General features: G+C 67.6%; 19 protein-coding genes. 6 read left to right on the top strand and 13 right to left on the bottom strand.

Annotated features, from left to right (window positions below; translation table 11 throughout):
* Window positions 1–63: 63 nt before the first annotated feature.
* From OM960_RS09565 to OM960_RS09540, 6 genes are all read right to left on the bottom strand, one after another.
* The gene (locus OM960_RS09565) at window positions 64–774 is read right to left on the bottom strand and encodes an SDR family NAD(P)-dependent oxidoreductase (RefSeq protein ID WP_264771805.1); all 711 of its coding nucleotides are present in this window, start codon (window positions 772–774) and stop codon (window positions 64–66) included.
* Window positions 767–3337 carry an aminopeptidase N gene (gene pepN / locus OM960_RS09560; RefSeq protein WP_264771804.1) on the bottom strand — a complete coding sequence of 857 codons (2571 nt, stop codon included), beginning with the start codon at window positions 3335–3337 and terminating at the stop codon, window positions 767–769. The genes OM960_RS09565 and pepN overlap by 8 nt, the downstream gene beginning before the upstream one ends.
* A gap of 30 nt (window positions 3338–3367) precedes the next feature.
* Entirely contained in the window at window positions 3368–4282 is a 915-nt protein-coding gene (locus tag OM960_RS09555) for an SRPBCC family protein (RefSeq protein WP_264771803.1), read from the bottom strand.
* Window positions 4279–4755: an SRPBCC family protein gene (locus OM960_RS09550; RefSeq protein WP_264771802.1), complete on the bottom strand. Its 477-nt coding sequence runs from the start codon at window positions 4753–4755 to the stop codon at window positions 4279–4281. The genes OM960_RS09555 and OM960_RS09550 overlap by 4 nt, the downstream gene beginning before the upstream one ends.
* Window positions 4745–5092, bottom strand: coding sequence for an ArsR/SmtB family transcription factor (locus OM960_RS09545; RefSeq protein ID WP_263334508.1), 348 nt, complete (start codon window positions 5090–5092; stop codon window positions 4745–4747). Before OM960_RS09545 ends, OM960_RS09550 begins: the two co-directional genes overlap by 11 nt.
* 144 nt (window positions 5093–5236) lie before the next feature.
* A complete protein-coding gene (locus OM960_RS09540; protein ID WP_264771801.1) occupies window positions 5237–6130 on the bottom strand; it encodes an LOTUS domain-containing protein in 894 nt (297 codons plus the stop codon).
* Window positions 6131–6544: 414 nt separating this feature from the next.
* Between OM960_RS09540 and OM960_RS09535 the strand changes: the two genes are divergently transcribed.
* From OM960_RS09535 to OM960_RS09520, 4 genes are all read left to right on the top strand, one after another.
* Window positions 6545–8689, top strand: coding sequence for a malate synthase G (locus OM960_RS09535; RefSeq protein WP_263334512.1), 2145 nt, complete (start codon window positions 6545–6547; stop codon window positions 8687–8689).
* Between the two features lie 72 nt (window positions 8690–8761).
* On the top strand, window positions 8762–9184 hold the full coding sequence (locus tag OM960_RS09530) for a GlcG/HbpS family heme-binding protein (protein ID WP_264771800.1): 423 nt from the start codon (window positions 8762–8764) through the stop codon (window positions 9182–9184).
* A gap of 94 nt (window positions 9185–9278) precedes the next feature.
* Window positions 9279–10058 carry a gamma-glutamyl-gamma-aminobutyrate hydrolase family protein gene (locus OM960_RS09525; RefSeq protein ID WP_263334515.1) on the top strand — a complete coding sequence of 260 codons (780 nt, stop codon included), beginning with the start codon at window positions 9279–9281 and terminating at the stop codon, window positions 10056–10058.
* 63 nt (window positions 10059–10121) lie between these two features.
* Complete coding sequence (locus OM960_RS09520; protein WP_263334517.1) at window positions 10122–10529, top strand: c-type cytochrome; 408 nt, start codon at window positions 10122–10124, stop codon at window positions 10527–10529.
* A 93-nt stretch (window positions 10530–10622) separates the two neighbouring features.
* Here OM960_RS09520 and arsC read toward each other — a convergent pair whose 3' ends face one another.
* From arsC to OM960_RS09505, 3 genes are read right to left on the bottom strand one after another with little or no spacing between them, the layout of a single operon-like run.
* On the bottom strand, window positions 10623–10964 hold the full coding sequence (arsC, locus tag OM960_RS09515) for an arsenate reductase (glutaredoxin) (RefSeq protein WP_432759515.1): 342 nt from the start codon (window positions 10962–10964) through the stop codon (window positions 10623–10625).
* Window positions 10961–12019: a quinone-dependent dihydroorotate dehydrogenase gene (locus tag OM960_RS09510; protein ID WP_264771799.1), complete on the bottom strand. Its 1059-nt coding sequence runs from the start codon at window positions 12017–12019 to the stop codon at window positions 10961–10963. Before OM960_RS09510 ends, arsC begins: the two co-directional genes overlap by 4 nt.
* Window positions 12016–12354 carry a DUF952 domain-containing protein gene (locus OM960_RS09505; RefSeq protein WP_264771798.1) on the bottom strand — a complete coding sequence of 113 codons (339 nt, stop codon included), beginning with the start codon at window positions 12352–12354 and terminating at the stop codon, window positions 12016–12018. Before OM960_RS09505 ends, OM960_RS09510 begins: the two co-directional genes overlap by 4 nt.
* Before the next feature lie 152 nt (window positions 12355–12506).
* Between OM960_RS09505 and OM960_RS09500 the strand changes: the two genes are divergently transcribed.
* Window positions 12507–14027, top strand: a complete 1521-nt coding sequence (locus OM960_RS09500; protein WP_263334522.1) for a bifunctional metallophosphatase/5'-nucleotidase — start codon at window positions 12507–12509, stop codon at window positions 14025–14027.
* A 161-nt stretch (window positions 14028–14188) separates the two neighbouring features.
* Complete coding sequence (locus OM960_RS09495) at window positions 14189–14395, top strand: cold-shock protein (RefSeq protein WP_263334524.1); 207 nt, start codon at window positions 14189–14191, stop codon at window positions 14393–14395.
* A gap of 81 nt (window positions 14396–14476) precedes the next feature.
* On the opposite strand, the gene OM960_RS09490 is transcribed toward OM960_RS09495, so the two are convergent.
* The 4 genes from OM960_RS09490 to metG form a co-directional block, all read right to left on the bottom strand.
* Window positions 14477–15511, bottom strand: a complete 1035-nt coding sequence (locus OM960_RS09490; RefSeq protein ID WP_263334525.1) for a fatty acid desaturase — start codon at window positions 15509–15511, stop codon at window positions 14477–14479.
* Window positions 15512–15684: 173 nt separating this feature from the next.
* Window positions 15685–15933 carry a ParB N-terminal domain-containing protein gene (locus tag OM960_RS09485; RefSeq protein ID WP_264771797.1) on the bottom strand — a complete coding sequence of 83 codons (249 nt, stop codon included), beginning with the start codon at window positions 15931–15933 and terminating at the stop codon, window positions 15685–15687.
* A 217-nt stretch (window positions 15934–16150) separates the two neighbouring features.
* The gene (locus tag OM960_RS09480) at window positions 16151–16597 is read right to left on the bottom strand and encodes a hypothetical protein (protein WP_263334529.1); all 447 of its coding nucleotides are present in this window, start codon (window positions 16595–16597) and stop codon (window positions 16151–16153) included.
* Window positions 16598–16985: 388 nt separating this feature from the next.
* On the bottom strand, window positions 16986–18704 hold the full coding sequence (gene metG / locus OM960_RS09475) for a methionine--tRNA ligase (RefSeq protein WP_264771796.1): 1719 nt from the start codon (window positions 18702–18704) through the stop codon (window positions 16986–16988).
* Window positions 18705–18744 lie beyond the last annotated feature (40 nt).

Below are 18744 nucleotides of genomic sequence, written 5' to 3'. Positions count from 1 at the left end.
GATTGGCGCCGGAATCATCACCAATCGGAACCGGGCCGCCGCGCGTCGCGCGCGATTCGCGGCTCAGCGCCCGCCGTTGATGTCGAACACCGTTCCGGTGACCCGGGAGGCCTCGTCCGAGGCGAGCCAGACGATGGCCTTTGCGATCTCGTCCGGCCGGCCGAGGCGGTCCACCGCGACCGTCTCGGCGGGGGCGCCGGACTCGACCCTTCCCGGGCGGATCGAGACGACGCGGATGCCCTCGGCCGCGACCTCCTCGGCGAGGCCCTTCGTCAGGATGTCGAGCCCGGCCTTGGCCGAGGCGTACTCGACATAGTGCCCGGCCGCGCCGTGCCGGGCGGCGACCGAGGAGACGTTGACGATAACGCCGCCCTCGCCGCCATGCCGGGTCGACATGCACCGCGCGGCGAGGCCCGCGAGCAGGAAGGGCGCGGTGAGGTTGACGGCGAACATGCGGGTGAGCCGCGCGGGCGTGATCTCCTCGACGCGGGCGGCGGCATCGGTGATGCCGGCATTGTTGACCAGCGCGTCAAGGCGCGGGAAGGCCGCGCCGCAGGCTGCCATCAGCTCCTGCGGCGCCATCGGTTCGGCGAGGTCGGCCTGCAGAACTTCAGCCCGGCCGCCGGCCTCAGCCACGGCGCGGGCGGTGGCCTCGGCACCGGCGCGGTTCCGGTGGCAGTGGACCGCGACGTCCCAGCCCGCCTTCGCCATCAGCCGGGCGGTTTCCTGCCCGATCCCGTCCGCGGCGCCGGTGACCAGCGCGACCTTACGCATCGGCACCGAGGATCCGGGTCACCATCTCGCGGGTGTCGCGCGACAGGCTCGGGTGGTGGAGGATGCGGGATAGCTCGGCCCGGATCAGCGCCTTTCGGTCGGCGTCGTAGCGGGCCCAGGTCTCGAAGGCGGTGGACATGCGAGCGGTGATCTGCGGATTGACCGGGTCGAGCTTCAGGAGCCAGTCGGCATAGAAGCGGTAGGCGGCACCCGAGGCGTCGTGGAAGCCCGCGTGGTTGGCCGAAAGCGCCCCCATCAGGGCGCGGAACCGGTTGGGGTTTTTCCAGTCGAAATCGGGATGTGCGGCGAGCCGCTCGGCGGTCGCGGCGGTCTTGTCAGGGGCGGCATGGAGGAGCTGGATCATGAACCACTTGTCGATGACGAGGCGGTTTTCGTGCCAGCGCTCGTAGAAGGCGTTTGTCGCCGCCTCGCCGCGCCCGGCCTCGATCAGGCAGGCGAGCGCGCCGGCACTCTCGGTCATGTTGCCGGCGTCGTTGTAGAGCGCCGCCGCGCGGTCGCCGCCGTCGATCCGGTTCAGGAGCGCGAGGCAGGCGAGGCGGAGCGCCCGGCGGCCCGCCGAGGCGGCGTCGGGCGAGAAGGCGCCGGGCGTCGCCATCGCCGCGTAGGTCGCGGCGAGCGGGGTTTCGAGCCGCCGGGCGATGGCGGTGGCGAGGCGCTTGCGTTGGCCGTGGATATGGGCGGGATCGGGCGCGCGGCCGGCATCGTGCAGCGTCTGGGCGAGGTCGTCCTCGGACGGCAGCCGCAGGCAGAGCGCGCGGAAGGCGGGGTCGAGCGTCTCATCGGCGAGAAGCCGGCCGAGGGCGTCGATGAAGCCGCCGTCGGGGTCGGTCCCGTCGGCGATCATTGTGATCAGCACGTCCTTGGCGAGCGCGCGGCCCGCCTCCCACCGGTTGAAGGGATCGGTGTCATGGGCGAGGAGAAAGGCGCGCTCGGCCGGTTCCACCGCGCGGTCGAGCACTACCGGGGCGGAGAAGCCGCGCAGGAGCGAGGGCACGGGCCGCGCGGAGAGGCCGTCGAAGCGGAAGCTCTGCGTCGCCTTGCTCATCTCGAGCACGGTGGTGGGCACGACCTCGTCGCCGTTGGGGTTGAGAAGGCCGACCGCGATCGGGATCACGCGCGGCGCCTTGACGTCCTGGCCGGGCGTCGGCGCTGTTTTCTGGGTGAAGGTGAGCGTGTAGGCGCCGTCCTGCCAGTCCTCCGTGACCGCGAGCCGCGGGGTGCCGGCATCGGTGTACCAGCGCTTGAACTGCGCAAGATCCCGTCCGGTCGCGTCCTCGAACACCTTGAGCCAGTCCTCGATCGTGGCGGCATCGCCGTCATGGCGGTCGAAATAGAGGTCGAGCGCGCGGCGATATCCGTCCTCGCCGACGAGGCGCTTGAGCATGCCGATGACCTCGGCGCCCTTCTCGTAGACGGTCGCGGTGTAGAAATTGTTGATCTCGAAATAGCTGTCGGGACGGACCGGATGGGCAAGGGGGCCCATGTCTTCGCGGAACTGGCGGGCGCGCAAGGTCAGCACGTCGTCGATCCGCTTCACCGGCGCGGAGCGCATGTCGGAGGTGAACTCCTGGTCGCGGAAGACCGTCAGACCCTCCTTCAGGCAGAGCTGGAACCAGTCGCGACAGGTGATGCGGTTGCCGGTCCAGTTGTGGAAGTACTCGTGGGCGATCACCCCCTCGATACGTTCGAAATCTGCATCTGTGGCGGTCTCCGGGCTCGCCAGAACGAGTTTCGAGTTGAAAATGTTCAACCCCTTGTTCTCCATCGCGCCCATGTTGAAGTCGTCCACGGCGACGATGTTGAAGACGTCGAGGTCGTATTCGCGCCCGTAGGCCTCCTCGTCCCACTTCATCGAGCGGATCAGGCTGTCCATCGCGTAGGGGCAGCGGTCCTGGTCGCCGTCGCGGACCCAGATCGCGAGATCGACCTTCCTGCCCGACATCGTGGTGAAGCTGTCGCGCACCGCGGCGAGGTCGCCCGCGACGAGGGCGAAGAGATAAGCGGGCTTCGGCCACGGATCGGTCCACTCGGCCCAGCCCTCGCCCTCGGCGGTCGGGTTGCCGTTCGACAGAAGCACCGGCAGGTCCGACTCGATCCGCACCTTGAAGGGCGCCATCACGTCGGGGCGGTCCGGGTAGAAGGTGATTTTGCGGAAACCCTCGGCCTCGCACTGGGTGCAGTACATGCCGCCCGACATGTAGAGCCCTTCGAGCGCGGTGTTACCCTTGGGGTCGATCTCGACCTCGGCCTCCCAGGTGAAGGGGCCCTGGGGCAGCGCGGCGGCGGGAACCGTGAGGCCCGCGCCGTCGATCGTGGGCGAGAGCGGGCGGCCGTCGACCGCGGCCGAGATCAGCGTCAGCGTCTCGCCGTCGAGGCGCAGGTCGTGGCGGCCGGGGCGCTCAGGGTTGGGCGCGAAGCCGATCTTCGCGATGACGCGCGTCGCCGCGGGCGCGAGGCGGAAGGTCAGCTCGACCCCGGTCACGGTGAAGGGGTAGGGCTGGTACTCGGCAAGCAGCGTCGGCTGCGGCGCGGCGTCTTTCATGGGGCACTCCGGCAGGACTTTGCGCGGACGTTAGGCCTTCCCTTCGGGCGCCGCAACCGGTGCCCGGCTTGCCCCGACGTAGGCCGCGAGCTTTCCGAGCGTCTCCTGACCAAGCTCCACCGCGCCGAAGCCCTTCGCCGCGTCATATTCCGCCGCTGTCGCGAAGATCATTGTCAGCGTGACGGTGGTGCGGCCGCCGTGATCCTCGAACCGGACGCTCGCGTCGGCATGTTTCGGGCCGTTCTCGCCCCAGTGCAAGGTGTAGTCGATCCGGGCGAGGGGGACGTGGCGGGTGTAGCGGTGGTGGTTGGGATAGACGGTGCCGTCCGGCCCGATCATGTCGAAGACCCATTCGCCGCCCTCGCGGAGGTCGATGCGCGTGGTGCGGCAGGAAAAGCCGTTCGGCCCCCACCATTCCGGCAGGGCCGCGGGATCGGTCCAGGCGGCCCAGACCGTGCCGAGGGGCGCTGCGATGTCGCGTTCGAGGACCATCGTGCGCCCGGAGAGCCGTGCCAGGTTGTCGAGACCGGCGCCGAAGCCCTGCCGGTAGCCGGTCTCCATGTCCTCGGCCGCCGAGGAGAGCTGAACCGTCACCCGAAGGCGGCTGCCGTCAGCCTCGGGCGCGATTTCCGCCGTGACGAGCGCGGTCGAGAGGGTGTGACCGCCGGATTGCAGGACCTCGTAGTTGACGCTGTGGCGCGGCGGCGCGAGCAGGAGCCAGCCGACCTCGCAGCGGATGTCGGGCTGCCCTTTGGCGCGGCAGAGGGATATCTCGCGGCCGCCGACGCGGGTGTCGGCCTGAAGGAAGTCGACGGTCACCTCCGCGCTCGGGGCGGCCCACATGGCGCGCATGGAGGGGTCGGTCCAGGCCTGCCATAGCGTGGCTGGCGGCGCGGCCACCTTGCGTTCGAACGCAAGGGTCGAAAAGCGGGCCGGGGCGGTCATGTCATCAGCCCCTGCGCGTAGGCTTCGAGCTGGTCAGCGACGGTGCCCCAGCCCTCGTGAAAGCCCATCGCATTGTGCGCCTCGGCCTTCTCGGCCGAGCGGTGGCGGGCGATGGCGGTGTAGGTCGTGCGGCCGTCGCCGGCGTCCTCGAAAAGCACGATGGCGGTCATGAACGGGTCCGGCGCGGGCTTCCAGCCTTCGGTGTAGCCGTCCGTGAAGACGAGCTTTTCATTCTCGATCACCTCGAGATAGACGCCGTTGTTCTGCATCTCCTGCCCGTCGACCTCGAAGGTCGTCTCGAAAGTGCCGCCGGTGCGGGGGTCGAGGCGGCAGCGGATGACGCGATGCGGGCGCGGCACGAAGAAATGTGGCAGGTGCCGCTCCTCGGTCCAGCATTCGAAGAGAAGCTCGCGCGGGGCGGCGAGTGTGCGGGTCAGGACGAGGTCGAGATCAGGATCGAGGTCAAGGTTCATCGCGCTTTTCCTGCATGAGGGTCTGGACATAGGCATCGAAGCGGTCGAGCCGGCCTTCCCAGAGCGCCCGCTGCTCGTCGAGCCACGAGCGCACCGGCGTGAAGGCGCCGGGGACGAGGGTCACGGTGCGGCTGCGGCCGTGCTTCGCGGTTTCGACGAGGCCCGAAGTTTCGAGCTTGCGGACATGGCCGAGGAACGAGGGCAGCGCCATGTCGAACGGTGCGGCAAGCTCGGTGACGGTGGCGGGGCCGCGCGCCAGCCGTTCGAGGATCGCGCGGCGGGTCGGGTCGCCGAGCGCCTGGAACAGAAGGTCGAGCTGGCCCGGGGAGAGGTTCATCTGCGCCCTAATACTTAGTCACGCACCTAAGTATCTCCGGGCCCGCGAGTCGCGCAAGAGAAACTTATGCAGGTGCCTAAGTGTTTTTGGGGTTCGCAAACAAAGGCGGCCCGCTCTGCGATACATTGCCGCCGTTCGCAGTTTCTACGCCGGCAGGCTCCCGTTCGCGGTGCACTTTGTCCTTTCCCGATAGCAAGCAACTCGCTGCCCATCCACCTCAAAGTACCGGAGGTCAAACACTCGCGCCTCGTTCACGACCTGGTGCCAACTTCTGCATCCGTATCTCTTCGGGATTTGTTCGGGCTGCACCTCGGCAATCCACTTGCTGGCTGCCGCAAGAGATGTCCATCCATCTACAGCCAGCCTGCGGGCTGCCCCCCGCAATGCATACACAATGCCTGCACCTGGCCACCACACGGTGCCATCCGGCCGAATGCCATTTACGATGAAGTCGGTGGCCGCATCCGACCCTAAGAATTCCGCGAGAATTCGACGAACTTGCAAGAACTCTTCAGCCCAGTTCTTGAGTTGTTTGAGGTGTTCGTCGATCCGGCTGTTGGCCGCAACCAAGGCATCGCGCCCGCTACGGCATCCGTCCAAGGTTCCGAGGCTGTGTTGATCGATGAAATGGTGGACCAAGTTGTTCCTCAGATCCACCAACTCTTTCATTTCACTTTGTATCCGGGCGAAATCGGCGTCCGAATACTCGGTGTAGATCCACGAACTGAACGAGTTGGCGACCTCAGAAGAATCAGCCGTCGCCTCGGTGGGAGTGTCGATCTCGTTGGCAACAACACATGATCCAAGGAAGTCGCCGACCAAAGATCCGAGCGTCTTGCGGGCGGTGGCGCCTGCGCGTTCCTCTCGTATCGCCTCTAAGTCATGAACCGACCCTGAGATCTTGTGATCGGCGATGATTGCTTTGATCAGACCTTCATAGTGTTGCAGTTTCAGCAGACATCGACCCAGCAAATGCTCAAGTTCGATCTGGAGCCTCTTAAGTTCGTCGTCAGCGGGTGGTTCCACGGCGCGGCTCAATCTCCAATTCACTCATTCTAACAACACGTTGGGCGAACCCGATATTCAACGTGAAAGTTGCCGACACGCCGTTGAGTGTGAGTTTCAATTGGCGCAAACGGCGAGCTGTCAGTATCCGGAAGCTTGTGTGCTATGCACTGGCATTGCCGCGAACGCGAGCAAGAATTTCGCGCGTGCAGCGAATGTCCTTCCGGTCGGTAAAGCCGCCAGTCCCGGCGCTGTGACCGAACCCTCTGGCTGGTACCGAAGCGGGCCAATACGGTTTGCTGACACGCCCAAACCTTTGCTTCGGCCCAAGTCTTCCGTCGCGGATCCCGCGGGCGGCTGCGCGTCCGTCGTTTCCGGCTTGACCTTCCCACCGCGTCGGCAAGGATGCGAGTGCATACTGTCGTATGCGGAAGCGGAGGGGCGGCAATGGCGCGAGTCGATCGGCAGGGGCTTCGGGTGGCGGAGGAGCTGGCCACCTTCATCGAGGGGCGCGCGCTGCCCGGGACCGGCGTCGAGGCGGATGCGTTCTGGGCGGGCTTCGCGGGAATCGTGGCCGAACTCGGGCCGAAGAACCGCGCGCTGCTGGCGCAGCGCGACGCGTTGCAGGCCCAGATCGACGCCTGGCATGTCGAGCGGCGCGGGCAACCCCATGACCACGAGGCCTACAAGGCCTTCCTCGCTGAGATCGGCTATCTCCTGCCCGAGGGGCCGGAGTTCGAGATCGACACCGCCAATACCGACCCCGAGATCGCCACCGTGCCGGGGCCGCAGCTCGTGGTGCCGATCACCAATGCGCGCTACGCGCTCAACGCCGCCAATGCGCGCTGGGGCAGCCTTTACGACTGCCTCTACGGCACCGACGCGATGGGGTCGCTGCCGCCGAAGGGCGGTTACGAGCGCGGCCGCGGCGCGCGGGTCGTGGCGCGGGCGCGGGTCTTTCTTGACGAGGCCTTCCCGATCGAAGGCACCAGCCACGCCGATGTGCGGCGCTACCACGTCAAGGAGGGGGTGCTGCTGATCGACGACATGCCGCTGGTGCATCCGGAGAAGTTCGCGGGCTACCGCGGCAACCCGCGCGCGCCGGAGGCGGTGCTCCTGCGCAACAACGGGCTCCATGTGGAGCTCATCTTCGACCGGGCGCATTTCATCGGCGCCCGCGACCAGGCCTGCCTTGCCGATGTCCGGCTCGAGGCGGCGGTCTCGGCGATCATGGATTGCGAGGATTCGGTCGCCTGCGTCGATGCCGAGGACAAGGTTCAGGCCTATTCGAACTGGCTCGGCCTCATGAAGGGCGATCTGGAGGAGACCTTCGAGAAGGGCGGGCGGCGGGTCAGCCGGCGGCTTGAGCCCGACCGGGTCTGGACCGCGCCAGACGGGTCGGAATTCGCGCTGAAGGGGCGGGCGCTGATGCTGGTCCGGAACGTCGGCCACCTGATGACCAATCCGGCGGTGCTCGACGCCGGGGGCGGCGAGGTCTTCGAGGGGCTGATGGACGCGATGGTGACGGTGCTGATCGCGATCCACGACCTGAAGAAGACCGGGGGCATGAGGAATTCGCATCGCGGCTCGGTCTATGTGGTGAAGCCGAAGATGCACGGGCCCGAGGAGGTCGCCTTCGCCGACGAGACCTTCACCCGCGTCGAGGCGGCGCTGGGCCTGCCGCAAAACACCGTGAAGATCGGCATCATGGACGAGGAGCGGCGCACCTCGGTCAATCTCAAGGAATGCATCCGCGCCGCGCGCCACCGGATCTGCTTCATCAACACCGGCTTTCTCGACCGCACGGGGGACGAGATCCACACCTCGATGGAGGCGGGGCCGTTCAGCCGCAAGGACTTCATCAAGCGCAAGGCCTGGATCACCGGCTACGAGGCGCAGAACGTCGATATCGGCCTCGAATGCGGGCTCTCGGGGCGGGCGCAGATCGGCAAGGGCATGTGGGCGATGCCCGACCTGATGGCGGCGATGCTGGAGCAGAAGGTCGACCATCCGAAGGCGGGCGCGAACTGCGCCTGGGTGCCCTCGCCGACGGCGGCGGTGCTGCATGCGCTGCATTACCACAGGATCGATGTCTTCGGCGTCCAGGCGAAGCTGAAGAAGGGCGGTCGGCGGGCCTATGTCGACACGCTTCTCGACATTCCGCTCGCCGCCTATCGGAAATGGACGCCGGGGCAGATCATGCGCGAGGTCGAGAACAATGCCCAGGGCATCCTCGGCTATGTCGTGCGCTGGGTCGATCAGGGCGTGGGCTGTTCCAAGGTGCCGGACCTGGGCGATGTCGGGCTGATGGAGGACCGCGCGACCTGCCGGATATCGGCGCAGCACGTGGCGAACTGGCTGCATCACGGGGTGGTGACGAAGGACCAGGTGATGGAGGCCTTGAAGAAGATGGCCGCGGTCGTGGATCGGCAGAATGCCGGCGATCCGGCCTACCGGCCGATGGCGCCGGATTTCCAGGGGATCGCGTTCCAGGCGGCCTGCGATCTCGTGTTCCTCGGCCGCGAACAGCCCTCGGGCTATACCGAGCCGGTCCTGCACCGGCGGCGGGCCGAGGTGAAGGCGGCGGGGTAGGGGGCGCTGCCCCCGAGGGCCCCGGAGGCCCTCTCCCCCGGGATATTTTGGGCAAGATGAAAGGGCGTTTCGATGCTGGGAATTGATGCGGCGCGGGTGATCATCACCGAGGCGTTGAAGGCGGGGGCGGCGGCGGGGATGAAGCCGCTGTCGGTGGTGGTTTTGGATCAAGGCGGGCATGTGCTTGCCTTCGAGCGGTCGGACGGCGCCTCGCCGGGGCGGTTCGAGATCGCGCGGGCCAAGGCGCATGGCGCGGTGATGCTCGGGATGGGCGGGCGGGCACAGATGGCGCGGGCCGAGGCGCAGGGCTATTTCATGGCCGCGCTCTCCGGCGTCTTCGAGGGTAGGATCCTGCCGGTGCCGGGCGGCGTCCTCGTGCGCGACGCATCGGGGGCGGTCGTGGGCGCGGTCGGCGTCACCGGCGACACGTCGGACAATGACGCGATCGCGGCCGAGGCCGGGATCCGCGCGGCGGGATTGCAGCCCGAGGCGTGAGGGCTTCCGTGCAGGGGATCTGTGCATCGCGCGGGGCTTTTTTTCCCGCGGGGCGCGGCCTATTCTGATCGCGGGGGGCGGAGGCGGAGAAGGCATGGCACGGCCCATCGTCGGCATCATCGGCAACATGAGCCTGATCAACAACGAGTATCCGGTCCATGCCGGCGGCACGATGAACTCGGCCGCGGTGGCGCAGGTGGCGGGCTGCATGCCGCTCCTGATCCCCTCCGATCCGCGTTTCGTCAGCGTCGAGGAACTGCTCGCCGCCTGTGACGGGTTCCTCCTGACCGGCGGGCGGCCGAACGTCCATCCCGAGGAATACGGCGAGGCGCCTACAGAGGCGCATGGCGATTTCGACCGCTGCCGCGACGCGATCACGCTGCCGCTGGTGCGGGCCTGCGTCGAGCGCGGCCAGCCGTTCCTCGGGGTCTGCCGGGGGTTCCAGGAGGTCAACGTGGCGATGGGCGGCACGCTTTATCCCGAGATCCGCGAGCTGCCGGGGCGGATGAACCACCGGATGCCGCCCGACGGCACGCTTGAGGAGAAGTTCGCCCTGCGCCATGTCGTGCGGTTCACCGAGGGCGGCGTGTTCCACCGGCTCCTCGGCGCGGCGGAGGTCATGACCAACACGCTGCACGGCCAAGGCATCAAGGCGGCGGGGCGACGGATCGTGATAGATGGCCGGGCGCCGGATGGCACGCCGGAGGCGATCTATGTCGAGGGCGCGCCGGGTTTCACGCTGTCGGTGCAGTGGCATCCGGAATGGAATGCCGGCGGCGATCCGGTCTCGCGGCCGATCTTCGAGGCCTTCGGCGCGGCAGTGCGCGCCTGGGCCGGGCGCGCCGGGGCCGGGGAGCGACTAAAGACCGCATGAGCTCCGCGCCGCGGGTCTTGTCGCCGCCTCCGGGGAGGGCGATAAGCGGGCCGGAGGTGCGAAATGCGGAACCTGATCATCCTCGGCGCGGTGGTTGCCGTCGGGCTCGGCTACTGGGTCTTCACCCGGAGCGCGTCCGAAACGGGGGCGACGGCCGGACAAGAGGCGGTCGTGATGCCGGACCTGGCGGGCGAGCTTGTCGCGGGCCAGCGCGGGTTCGCCGCGAAATGCGCCTCCTGCCACGGTGAGGCGCTGACCGGGGTCGAGGCCAAGGGGCCGCCGCTCCTGCATCCCTATTACGAGCCGGGCCATCATGGCGACGAGGCCTTCGTCCGGGCCGTGCGGCAGGGCGCGCGGGCGCATCACTGGAGCTTCGGGGACATGGCGCCGGTCGAGGGGCTGACCGATGCCGACATCGCCGCGATTACCGGCTATGTGCGCGCGGTGCAGAAGGCCAACGGGATCTTCTAGGTCGGTCCCGCGCGGCGGGGACCGGTTTCTCGTACAGGGGAGCGCCGGGGGCGCTGCCCCCGGACCCCCGGGATACTTGGGAAAAGAAGAAGATCAGAAGAGGTCGAGGACGGCTTCCGGCGGGCGGCCGAGAGCGGCGCGGCCGTCGTGGAGGACGAGCGGGCGTTCGATGAGTGCCGGGTGTGCGGCCATCGCGGCGATCAGTTGGGCTTCGCCCGCGTCCTTCGCGAGGCCGAGGTCGCGGAAGAGCGCGTCGCCGCTGCGGACGAGGTCGATCGCCGGGCGGCCGAGTGCTGCGAGGGCGGCGCGGATCTCTGCCTCCGACGGGGCGTCGGCCTGGTAGAGACGGATGCGCGGGGCGATGCCTCGCGTTTCAAGGAGCGACAGGGTCTGGCGCGACTTCGAGCAGCGCGGATTGTGCCAGATCTCGGTCACAGCCAGTCCCTCCGACCGCTACCGACCGCCTCGGCGAGGGTGGAAAAGCCCTCGGCTGCGAGGCGGGCATCGAGGCCCGTCGCGATCTCCGAGACGAGCGAGAGGCCCTGGTAGACCATCGCCGAATAGATCTGCACCGCCGAGGCGCCGGCGCGGATCTTCTGCCAGGCATCCTCGGCCGAGGCGATGCCGCCGACGCCGATGAGCGGCAGCTTTCCGTCCGTGAGGTCGGACAGGCGGGCGAGGACGCGGGTCGATTTCTCGAAGAGGGGTGCGCCGGAGAGCCCGCCGGCTTCCGCCCGGTGGCTGCTTCTGAGCCCGTCGCGGCCGAGCGTGGTGTTGGTCGCGATCACGCCGTCGATGCCGGAGAGAAGCGCCACCTCGGCGACATCGGCAAGTTCGGCCCCGGCGAGGTCGGGGGCGATCTTGAGGAAGACCGGGATCTTCCGCGCGAGGCCGTCGCGGGTCGTGATGACGCCCGCGAGGAGTGCTGTCAGCGCCGCCTTGCCCTGCAGGTCGCGCAGTTTCTCGGTGTTCGGCGAGGAGACGTTGACGGTGGCGAAGTCGATATGGGCGCCGCAGGTCGCGAGCACGCGGGCGAAATCGGCGGCGCGGTCGGCGGAGGTCTTGTTGGCGCCGAGGTTGAGGCCCACCGGCACCTTGCGGTCGAGCCGGGCGAGCCGCGCCGCGATCGCCGCGGCGCCGTCGTTGTTGAAGCCGAAGCGGTTGATGACGGCGCGGTCCTCGGTCAGGCGGAAGAGCCGCGGCTTGGGGTTGCCGGGCTGCGGCAGCGGGGTGGCGGCGCCAAGCTCGATGAAGCCGAAGCCGGCGCGGGTGAGCGCCGCGGCCGCCTCGGCGTTCTTGTCGTAGCCGGCGGCGAGGCCCACCGGATTCGGCAGCGCGAGGCCTGCGAGCCGGGTGGCGAGGCGCGGCGAGGTGACGGGGCCGGGGAGCGTCACGAGGCCCGCGGCGAGCGCCTTCAGCGAGAGCCCGTGCGCGGTTTCGGGGTCAAGCCGGTGCAGCGCGCAGAGGCCGGCGCGTTCGATGAGGTTCACAATACCCCCTCGGGGAAGATATGGCCGGTCGCGCCGAGCGGCAGGGACTTGTCCCAGACCACTTCGGCGAGGGTCAGCGGGCGGTAGAGATGGGGAAAGAGCGCGCCGCCGCGCGAGGCTTCCCATTTCAGCGACGGACCGAGGGCCGTGGCCTCGAAGGCCACGAGGACGAGGTCGCTTTCCTCGGCGAAGTGTTTCGCCGCGGTCTCGGCCACCTGCGCGGCGGTCGAGAAATGGATGAAGCCGTCGGCGCGGTCGACCGGCGCGCCGGCGGTCTCGCCGGCGGCGCGGAAGGCATCCCATTCGGGGCGGCGGAAGATCTTGAAGACCAGCATGGCGCTCTCATGCCCATTTGCGTGCGACCGGTCAATCCCGTGCCGTCATGGCGGTGCGGCGGGCTGCCGTCGGGAAAGGCATCACGGGCTTTGACTTGCGGGGGGCAAACCCGCAGTCTGTCTGGATAAAAACACCAACGGGAGATTTGACCATGACGATCCGCGCAAGCCGTATTGCCGCGCTCCTGTCGACCGCCGGCATCCTCGCCGCCGCTGTCCCGGCCGGGGCGGAGACGGTGAAGCTCACGATCCTCGGCGTCGGCGACGCCTACAACTTCGCCGAGGAGGACGGCCGCGGCGGCTTCGCGCGGCTGAACGCGGTCGCCAAGGCCGAGCGCGCCGCCAATCCGAACACGCTCTATGTCTTCGACGGCGACATGCTCTCGCCCTCGCTGCTCTCGGGCTTCGACAAGGGGCAGAACACGATCGACCTGACCAATCTCGTGCCCTTCGACATCGCCGTGCCGGGCAATCACGAGTTCGATTTCGGGCCGGAGAACTTCATCGAGAAGATGAAGGCGTCGGACTATCCCTGGGCCGCGATCAACATCACCAATGCCGACGGCTCGCCGATCGAGGGTCTGGGCGGGGTGATGGTGAAGGAAGTGGCGGGGCTCAAGGTGGCGCTCATCCCGGTGGCGCAGGACACCTCGCCCGAGGTTTCCTCGACCGGGGATCTGAAGTTCCTGCCCACCGTCGACACCGCCATCGCCGCCGCGAAACAGGCGCGCGAGGACGGGGCCGACATCGTCGTCGGCGTGGTGCAGACCGACATGACCAATGACCGCGCGCTGATTGCGAGCCATGCCTTCGACGTCATCATGTCGGGCGACGACCATTCCTATGCCACCGCCTATGACGGGGTGACGGCCTATGTCGAGACCTCGATCGACGGCCAGTTCCTCTCGCCCATCGACCTCACGGTCGAGATCGGCCAGGATGGCGACGGCAACCGCACGATAGACTGGGTGCCGGCCTTCCGCTTCATCGACACTGCGATGGTCGAGCCCGATCCCGAGAGCCAGGCGATGGTGGACGCCTTCACCGCCAAGCTCGACGAGAGCCTGAACGTCGAGATCGGCGCGACCGAGACCATGCTCGATTCCCGCCGCAACGTGATTCGGGCCGAGGAATCGGCGATGGGCAACGTCATCGCCGACGCGATCCGCGCCGCGACCGGGGCCGACATCGGCTTCACCAACGGCGGCGGCATCCGCGGCGACCGGACCTACGATCCGGGCACCGTGCTGACCCGCCGCGACGTCCTGACCGAGCTGCCATTCGGCAATGTCACCGTGGTGACCGAGCTTCCGGGGTCGCAGATCCTCGCCGCGCTCGAGAACGGGGTGAGCCAGGTCGAGAAGGGGGCGGGGCGGTTCCCGCATGTCTCGGGGATGAGCTTCGCCTTCGACGCCTCGGCCGAGGCGGGGGCGCGGGTGTCGGAGGTGATGGTCGGCGATGCGCCGCTCGATCCCGACAAGGTCTATTCCGTGGCCACCAACGATTACATGCTCGGCGGCGGCGACGGCTATGCGGCGCTTGGCGGCGGCAAGGTGATCGTCAATGCCGGCAATGGCAACCTGATGGCCAATGACGTGATCGACCACATCGTGGCGGCGGGCGGCGTCAAGGTCGGGGTCGAGGGCCGGATCAGGACGCTCGGCGCGAACTGATCGCCACGGGGCTTGCGAAAAAGGGGCGTCGCGTTCATAGTGCCGGCGCGACGTTACCTCTTTCGACCACTGTCTCCGTCTTCGGCCTCAGTACTTCGATTGCGACTGACTGCGCCGGGCCGCTGCATTTCGCGGGCGGCATCATGACAGGAGATATCACGATGGCTACGGGCTCCGTGAAATGGTTCAATGCGACCAAAGGTTTCGGCTTCATCGCGCCGGATGGCGGCAAGAAGGACGTGTTCGTCCACATCTCGGCCGTTGAGCGCGCCGGGATCCGCGAACTGAAGGACGGCCAGAAGGTTACCTTCGACATCGAAGCCGGCCGCGATGGCCGCGAATCGGCGACGAACCTGCAGCTCGCCTGAGCTCAGCGACGTTCGGACTTTCGGGAAGGGCGGGGCGAAAGCTCCGCCCTTTTCGATTCCGGCGCCGCGCCGGGCGGGCGCTTACGCGGCCGCCGGCAGTTTCCGGGCCTCGGCGAAGGACAGGAGCCGCCGGCCGCGCTCGTCCCAGAGATGGAGCCGCGCGCAGGCGAGGCTTTCGCGCAAAGTCAGCCGCCGTGCCGTCGTCGCGAGAACGCTGTGGTCGCGCAGCACTTCCGGCAGCCGGTAGAACGGGATCCGGCTGTACAGGTGATGGACGTGGTGGATGCCGATATTACCGGTCAGCCAGCGCAGCACCGGCGGCAGGTCGTAATGCGAGCTGCCGTGCAGGGCGGCGTCGTGGAGCTGCCAGTCCTCGCCCCGGTCCCAGTGAGTGTCCTCGAACTGGTGCTGGACGAAGAAGAGCCAGACCCCCGCCGAAGCCGCGACCAGGACCGTCGGCAGGAAGATCAGCGCCACCGCTTTCACCCCGCCGAAATAGAGGAAGCCGGCGAGGATCGCTGCGATCGCGGCATTGGTGCCCATCGCGCTGACCCAGTATTTCGCGCCGCTCCGCATCAGCCCGACCGGCAGCCGGTTCTGGAAGATGAAGAGGTAGATCGGCCCGAGGCCGAAGAGGACCAATGGATTGCGGTAGAGTCGGTAGCCGAGCTTCCCCAAGGGCGACAGCGCGCGGTATTCCTCCACCGTCATCGTGTGGATGTCGCCGATGCCGCGGCGGTCTAGATTGCCGTGCGAGGAATGGTGGATCGCATGGGTGCTGCGCCAGACGTCGTAGGGCGTCAGCGTCAGGACCCCGATCGCGCGCCCGGCCCAGTCGGCGAGCGCGCGGCTGCGGAAATAGCCGCCGTGGCCGCAGTCGTGCTGGATCATGAAGAGCCGCACGAGGAATCCGGCGTTGAGCACCGCGATGGCCAGCGCGAGCCAGCCGCTGATCGAGAGCGCCCACCAGGCGACGGCCCAGAGACCGAGAAAGGGGATCACGCTGACGGCAAGCTCGAAGGCGCTGCGGACCGGATCGGGATCGCGATAGGCGGCGAGGATGCGCACCCAGTCCTTCGGGGCAGTGGCGGCGGCGGGCAAGGGAGCAGTGGTCATTCGCGGGGCATCATGTCCATGTTGGGGCGATGCGTCCGGCAGGAGCCCCGCGCCGCAGTCTCGATCGTCGGAAAGACGCGCAACAACCGGCGGGCTGTCGCGTATACAGCAGTCGCAAGCCGTCTATACCGTGCCCTGCGCGCTGTCGAGAGGCTGATGCCGCCGGCGCCGGCTCAGTGCAGCCGGGCATGGGTGAGATAGCCCTCGACCGTCTCCTCGCCGAGGGCCTTCAGCGCCTCGAGCCGGTGGAGCCCCTCGACGAGCACGAAGTTCTCGCCGTCCGCGCGCACCCTGATCGGCGTGAGCTGGCCCTCTTCGAGGATGCTTTCGGCGAGCGCCGATACCTTCTCCGGGTCGAGCGTCTTGGCACGCTTCACCGGCACGCGGATGCGGTCGATCGGGAAGGTGGTCTTTTCGAGCATTGGCGCGGCCTCCGAGGGGAGGGGATGTGGCAGGGTAGCAGAATGGGAGCGGAGGCGGGAAGGGGGGCGTGTCTGCGGTTGGCGGGTTGCCCCCGCATCATCGGCGATGAACGCTTTGAGCCCAGAGTGACCAAAACACTGCGGGAAGGCGAATGTCGGTTACGATGGGTGGCCTGTTCACTAGGGAAAGCACCGAAGCGTCTCAGCACGGAAATCCCTAATCGGCGCCCTGATCCCGGTCGAGCTGCCGCTGTTCTGGCGTCAACAGTTCCACGGCCAAGCCGTCCTCGAATGTACCGTGCAATTCGCCATCTGGCATCACCACATAGACTGCCGGTGCTTCGGTGTCCCAGTCGACGGTCAGAACCCGGCCCTCCAGAACCCCTATGCCATTATAGACTCCGGAACCGACGATCCATTCGATCGAATAACGGTCTTCGCTGGCGGCAGTAATTGTTGCCGTACCCTCAAAAGCGCGTCCGTCGCCGTGCCGCCCGTAGACGAAGTACGACCCCGAGATATCCGCCCAGGCCGCGACCGCCCCAGCGACCAGAATTAGCAGGGCCAAAAGGCCGCGCGGTCCGAGATTTTTCATCAACCATCGCTCCACTTGTTGCATTGTGTAAAAGAAAACGTGCGGAATGCGCTCGGTAAGTACATTCACACGGAATTCCCGGCAGCGGCAACCGCATGCCCGCTCACGTCTTAGCGAACAGAGTCCGGCGGTGGTGTGGTGGGTAGATGTGCTCTTGCCCTGATCTGCTCGATCACTAGCAACGTGTTCTCAGCCAAACCCGATGTCGGCACAAAGGCGGCCATTGGGGCAAAAGCGGCGAATGACCGTCTGGTCCGCATTTCAGACATTTTGCCCGTCCGGGCCGCATCCGGGCCGGGCAGTGCCCGCACGGCGCCCAAGGGACGGGCGCTCTCGCCCACCCAAGGATTCGGGCGATGCCCTTTGTCGTGAGGGAATTTGTGTGTTCGGGAAATGACTCGGGCGGAAGTCCCGGACCAGGTCCGAGGCGCGAGGTTGCGGCGGGCCGAAGCCCGCCCTAGGCCCTGACGCCGGCGAACCGCTTCTCCCAGTCCTCGCGGTCCTCGTCCGCGATCTTGGCGAAGAGGACCTCGGGGGTCTCGAAGGCGTGGCCGGGTTTGAGCGCGGTCAGCGCCTCGGCGATGGCGCCGGGCCAGGCGCGGTCCGCGACCTTCATCGCGTCGAGCATCGTCGTCGAGGCGTCGGGGATGAAGGGTTCCGACAGGATCGCGTAGAGGCGGACGAGGTTGAGGCCGAGCCGGACCATCGCGGCGGCGCGCTCGGGGTCGGTCTTGTGGACCGTCCAGGGCGCGGCGGATTGCAGGTACTCGTTGCCCGCGACCCAGATCGCGCGGAGTTCGGTCGCCGCCTTGCGGATCTCCATCGCCTCCATATGCGCCTCGTAGGCGCGGGTGCGGCTTTCGAGCTCGTCGATCAGCGCCTGCGCCCGTTCGCCGGTCTCGCCGCCTGCGGGCAGGGCCTCGCCGTATTTCGAGCGGCAGAACTTGGTGATGCGGCTGACGAAGTTGCCGAGCACGTCGGCGAGGTCCTTGTTCACCGAGGTCTGGAAGTTCTCCCAGGTGAACTCGCTGTCGGAGTTCTCCGGCGCGTGGGAGAGGAGCCACCAGCGCCAGTAGTCGGCGGGGAGAAGCGAGAGCGCGTCGTCCATGAAGACGCCGCGGCCTTGCGAGGTCGAGAACTGGCCGCCGTCATAGTTGAGGTAGTTGAAGGACTTGATGTAGTCGACAAGCTTCCAGGGCTCGCGCGACCCCATGATCGTCGCGGGGAAGGAGAGCGTGTGGAAGGGCACGTTGTCCTTGCCCATGAACTGGACGTAGCGCACATCGTCCGCGCCCTTGTCGGTGCGCCACCAGCGTTCCCAGTCCGCCTCGGAGAGGCCCTTCGCGTCGGCCCATTCGGCGGTGGCGGCGATGTATTCGATCGGCGCGTCGAACCAGACGTAGAAGACCTTGCCCTCCATGCCGGGCCAGTCCTGATCGCCTTTCCTGACCGGCACGCCCCAGAAGAGGTCGCGGGTGATGCCGCGGTCCTGCAGCCCGTCGCCGTCATGGAGCCATTTCTTGGCTATCGAGGTGGTCAGCACCGGCCAGTCGGTCTGGCTGTCGATCCAGACGTCGATCTCGTCCTTGAGCGCGGACTGGCGGAGATAGAGGTGCTTGGTCTCGCGCACCTCGAGATCGGTCGAGCCGGAGATCGCCGAGCGGGGGTTGATGAGGTCGGTCGGGTCGAGCTGCTTGGTGCAGTTCTCGCACTGGTCGCCGCGGGCGCGCTCGTAGCCGCAATTGGGGCAGGTGCCCTCGATGTAGCGGTCGGGCAGGAAGCGGTTGTCGGCGTGGGAGAAGACCTGCTTTTCCGTCACCTCCTCGATGAAGCCGTTCTCGGCGAGCTTGCCGGCGAAATGCTGGGTGAGGCGGCGGTTGCGCTCCGACGACGAGCGGCCGTAATGGTCGAAGGACAGGCGGAAGCCCTTCGCCAGCTCGGCCTGCACCTCGTGCATGCGGGCGCAGTAGTCGGCGACCGGCTCGCCGGTCTTGGCGGCGGCAAGCTCGGCCGGGGTGCCGTGCTCGTCGGTGGCGCAGATGAACATCACCTCGTGGCCCCGGTTGCGGCAGTAGCGGGCATAGAGGTCGGCCGGAAGCTGCGAGCCGACGAGGTTGCCGAGATGCTTGATGCCGTTGATGTAGGGCAGGGCGGAGGTGATCAGGATCCGGGTCATGCGCGCGCCTTTGCTGTCGTTGGGGCGGTGATTTAGCGGC

The sequence above is a fragment of the Defluviimonas salinarum genome (assembly GCF_026013545.1).
Taxonomy (GTDB): Bacteria; Pseudomonadota; Alphaproteobacteria; order Rhodobacterales; family Rhodobacteraceae; genus Albidovulum; species Albidovulum salinarum.
This window is presented reverse-complemented; position numbering and strand designations above follow the sequence as displayed.

Coding starts and splice junctions, on each gene's coding strand:
- OM960_RS09555 (WP_264771803.1), bottom strand. CDS start 4,282: ATGACCGCCCCGGCCCGCTTTTCGACCCTTGCGTTCGAACGCAAGGTG.
- OM960_RS09535 (WP_263334512.1), top strand. CDS start 6,545: ATGGCGCGAGTCGATCGGCAGGGGCTTCGGGTGGCGGAGGAGCTGGCC.
- OM960_RS09545 (WP_263334508.1), bottom strand. CDS start 5,092: ATGAACCTCTCCCCGGGCCAGCTCGACCTTCTGTTCCAGGCGCTCGGC.
- OM960_RS09485 (WP_264771797.1), bottom strand. CDS start 15,933: ATGCTCGAAAAGACCACCTTCCCGATCGACCGCATCCGCGTGCCGGTG.
- pepN (WP_264771804.1), bottom strand. CDS start 3,337: ATGAAAGACGCCGCGCCGCAGCCGACGCTGCTTGCCGAGTACCAGCCC.
- OM960_RS09565 (WP_264771805.1), bottom strand. CDS start 774: ATGCGTAAGGTCGCGCTGGTCACCGGCGCCGCGGACGGGATCGGGCAG.
- OM960_RS09550 (WP_264771802.1), bottom strand. CDS start 4,755: ATGAACCTTGACCTCGATCCTGATCTCGACCTCGTCCTGACCCGCACA.
- OM960_RS09500 (WP_263334522.1), top strand. CDS start 12,507: ATGACGATCCGCGCAAGCCGTATTGCCGCGCTCCTGTCGACCGCCGGC.
- OM960_RS09530 (WP_264771800.1), top strand. CDS start 8,762: ATGCTGGGAATTGATGCGGCGCGGGTGATCATCACCGAGGCGTTGAAG.
- OM960_RS09520 (WP_263334517.1), top strand. CDS start 10,122: ATGCGGAACCTGATCATCCTCGGCGCGGTGGTTGCCGTCGGGCTCGGC.
- metG (WP_264771796.1), bottom strand. CDS start 18,704: ATGACCCGGATCCTGATCACCTCCGCCCTGCCCTACATCAACGGCATC.
- OM960_RS09505 (WP_264771798.1), bottom strand. CDS start 12,354: ATGCTGGTCTTCAAGATCTTCCGCCGCCCCGAATGGGATGCCTTCCGC.
- OM960_RS09495 (WP_263334524.1), top strand. CDS start 14,189: ATGGCTACGGGCTCCGTGAAATGGTTCAATGCGACCAAAGGTTTCGGC.
- OM960_RS09525 (WP_263334515.1), top strand. CDS start 9,279: ATGGCACGGCCCATCGTCGGCATCATCGGCAACATGAGCCTGATCAAC.
- OM960_RS09490 (WP_263334525.1), bottom strand. CDS start 15,511: ATGACCACTGCTCCCTTGCCCGCCGCCGCCACTGCCCCGAAGGACTGG.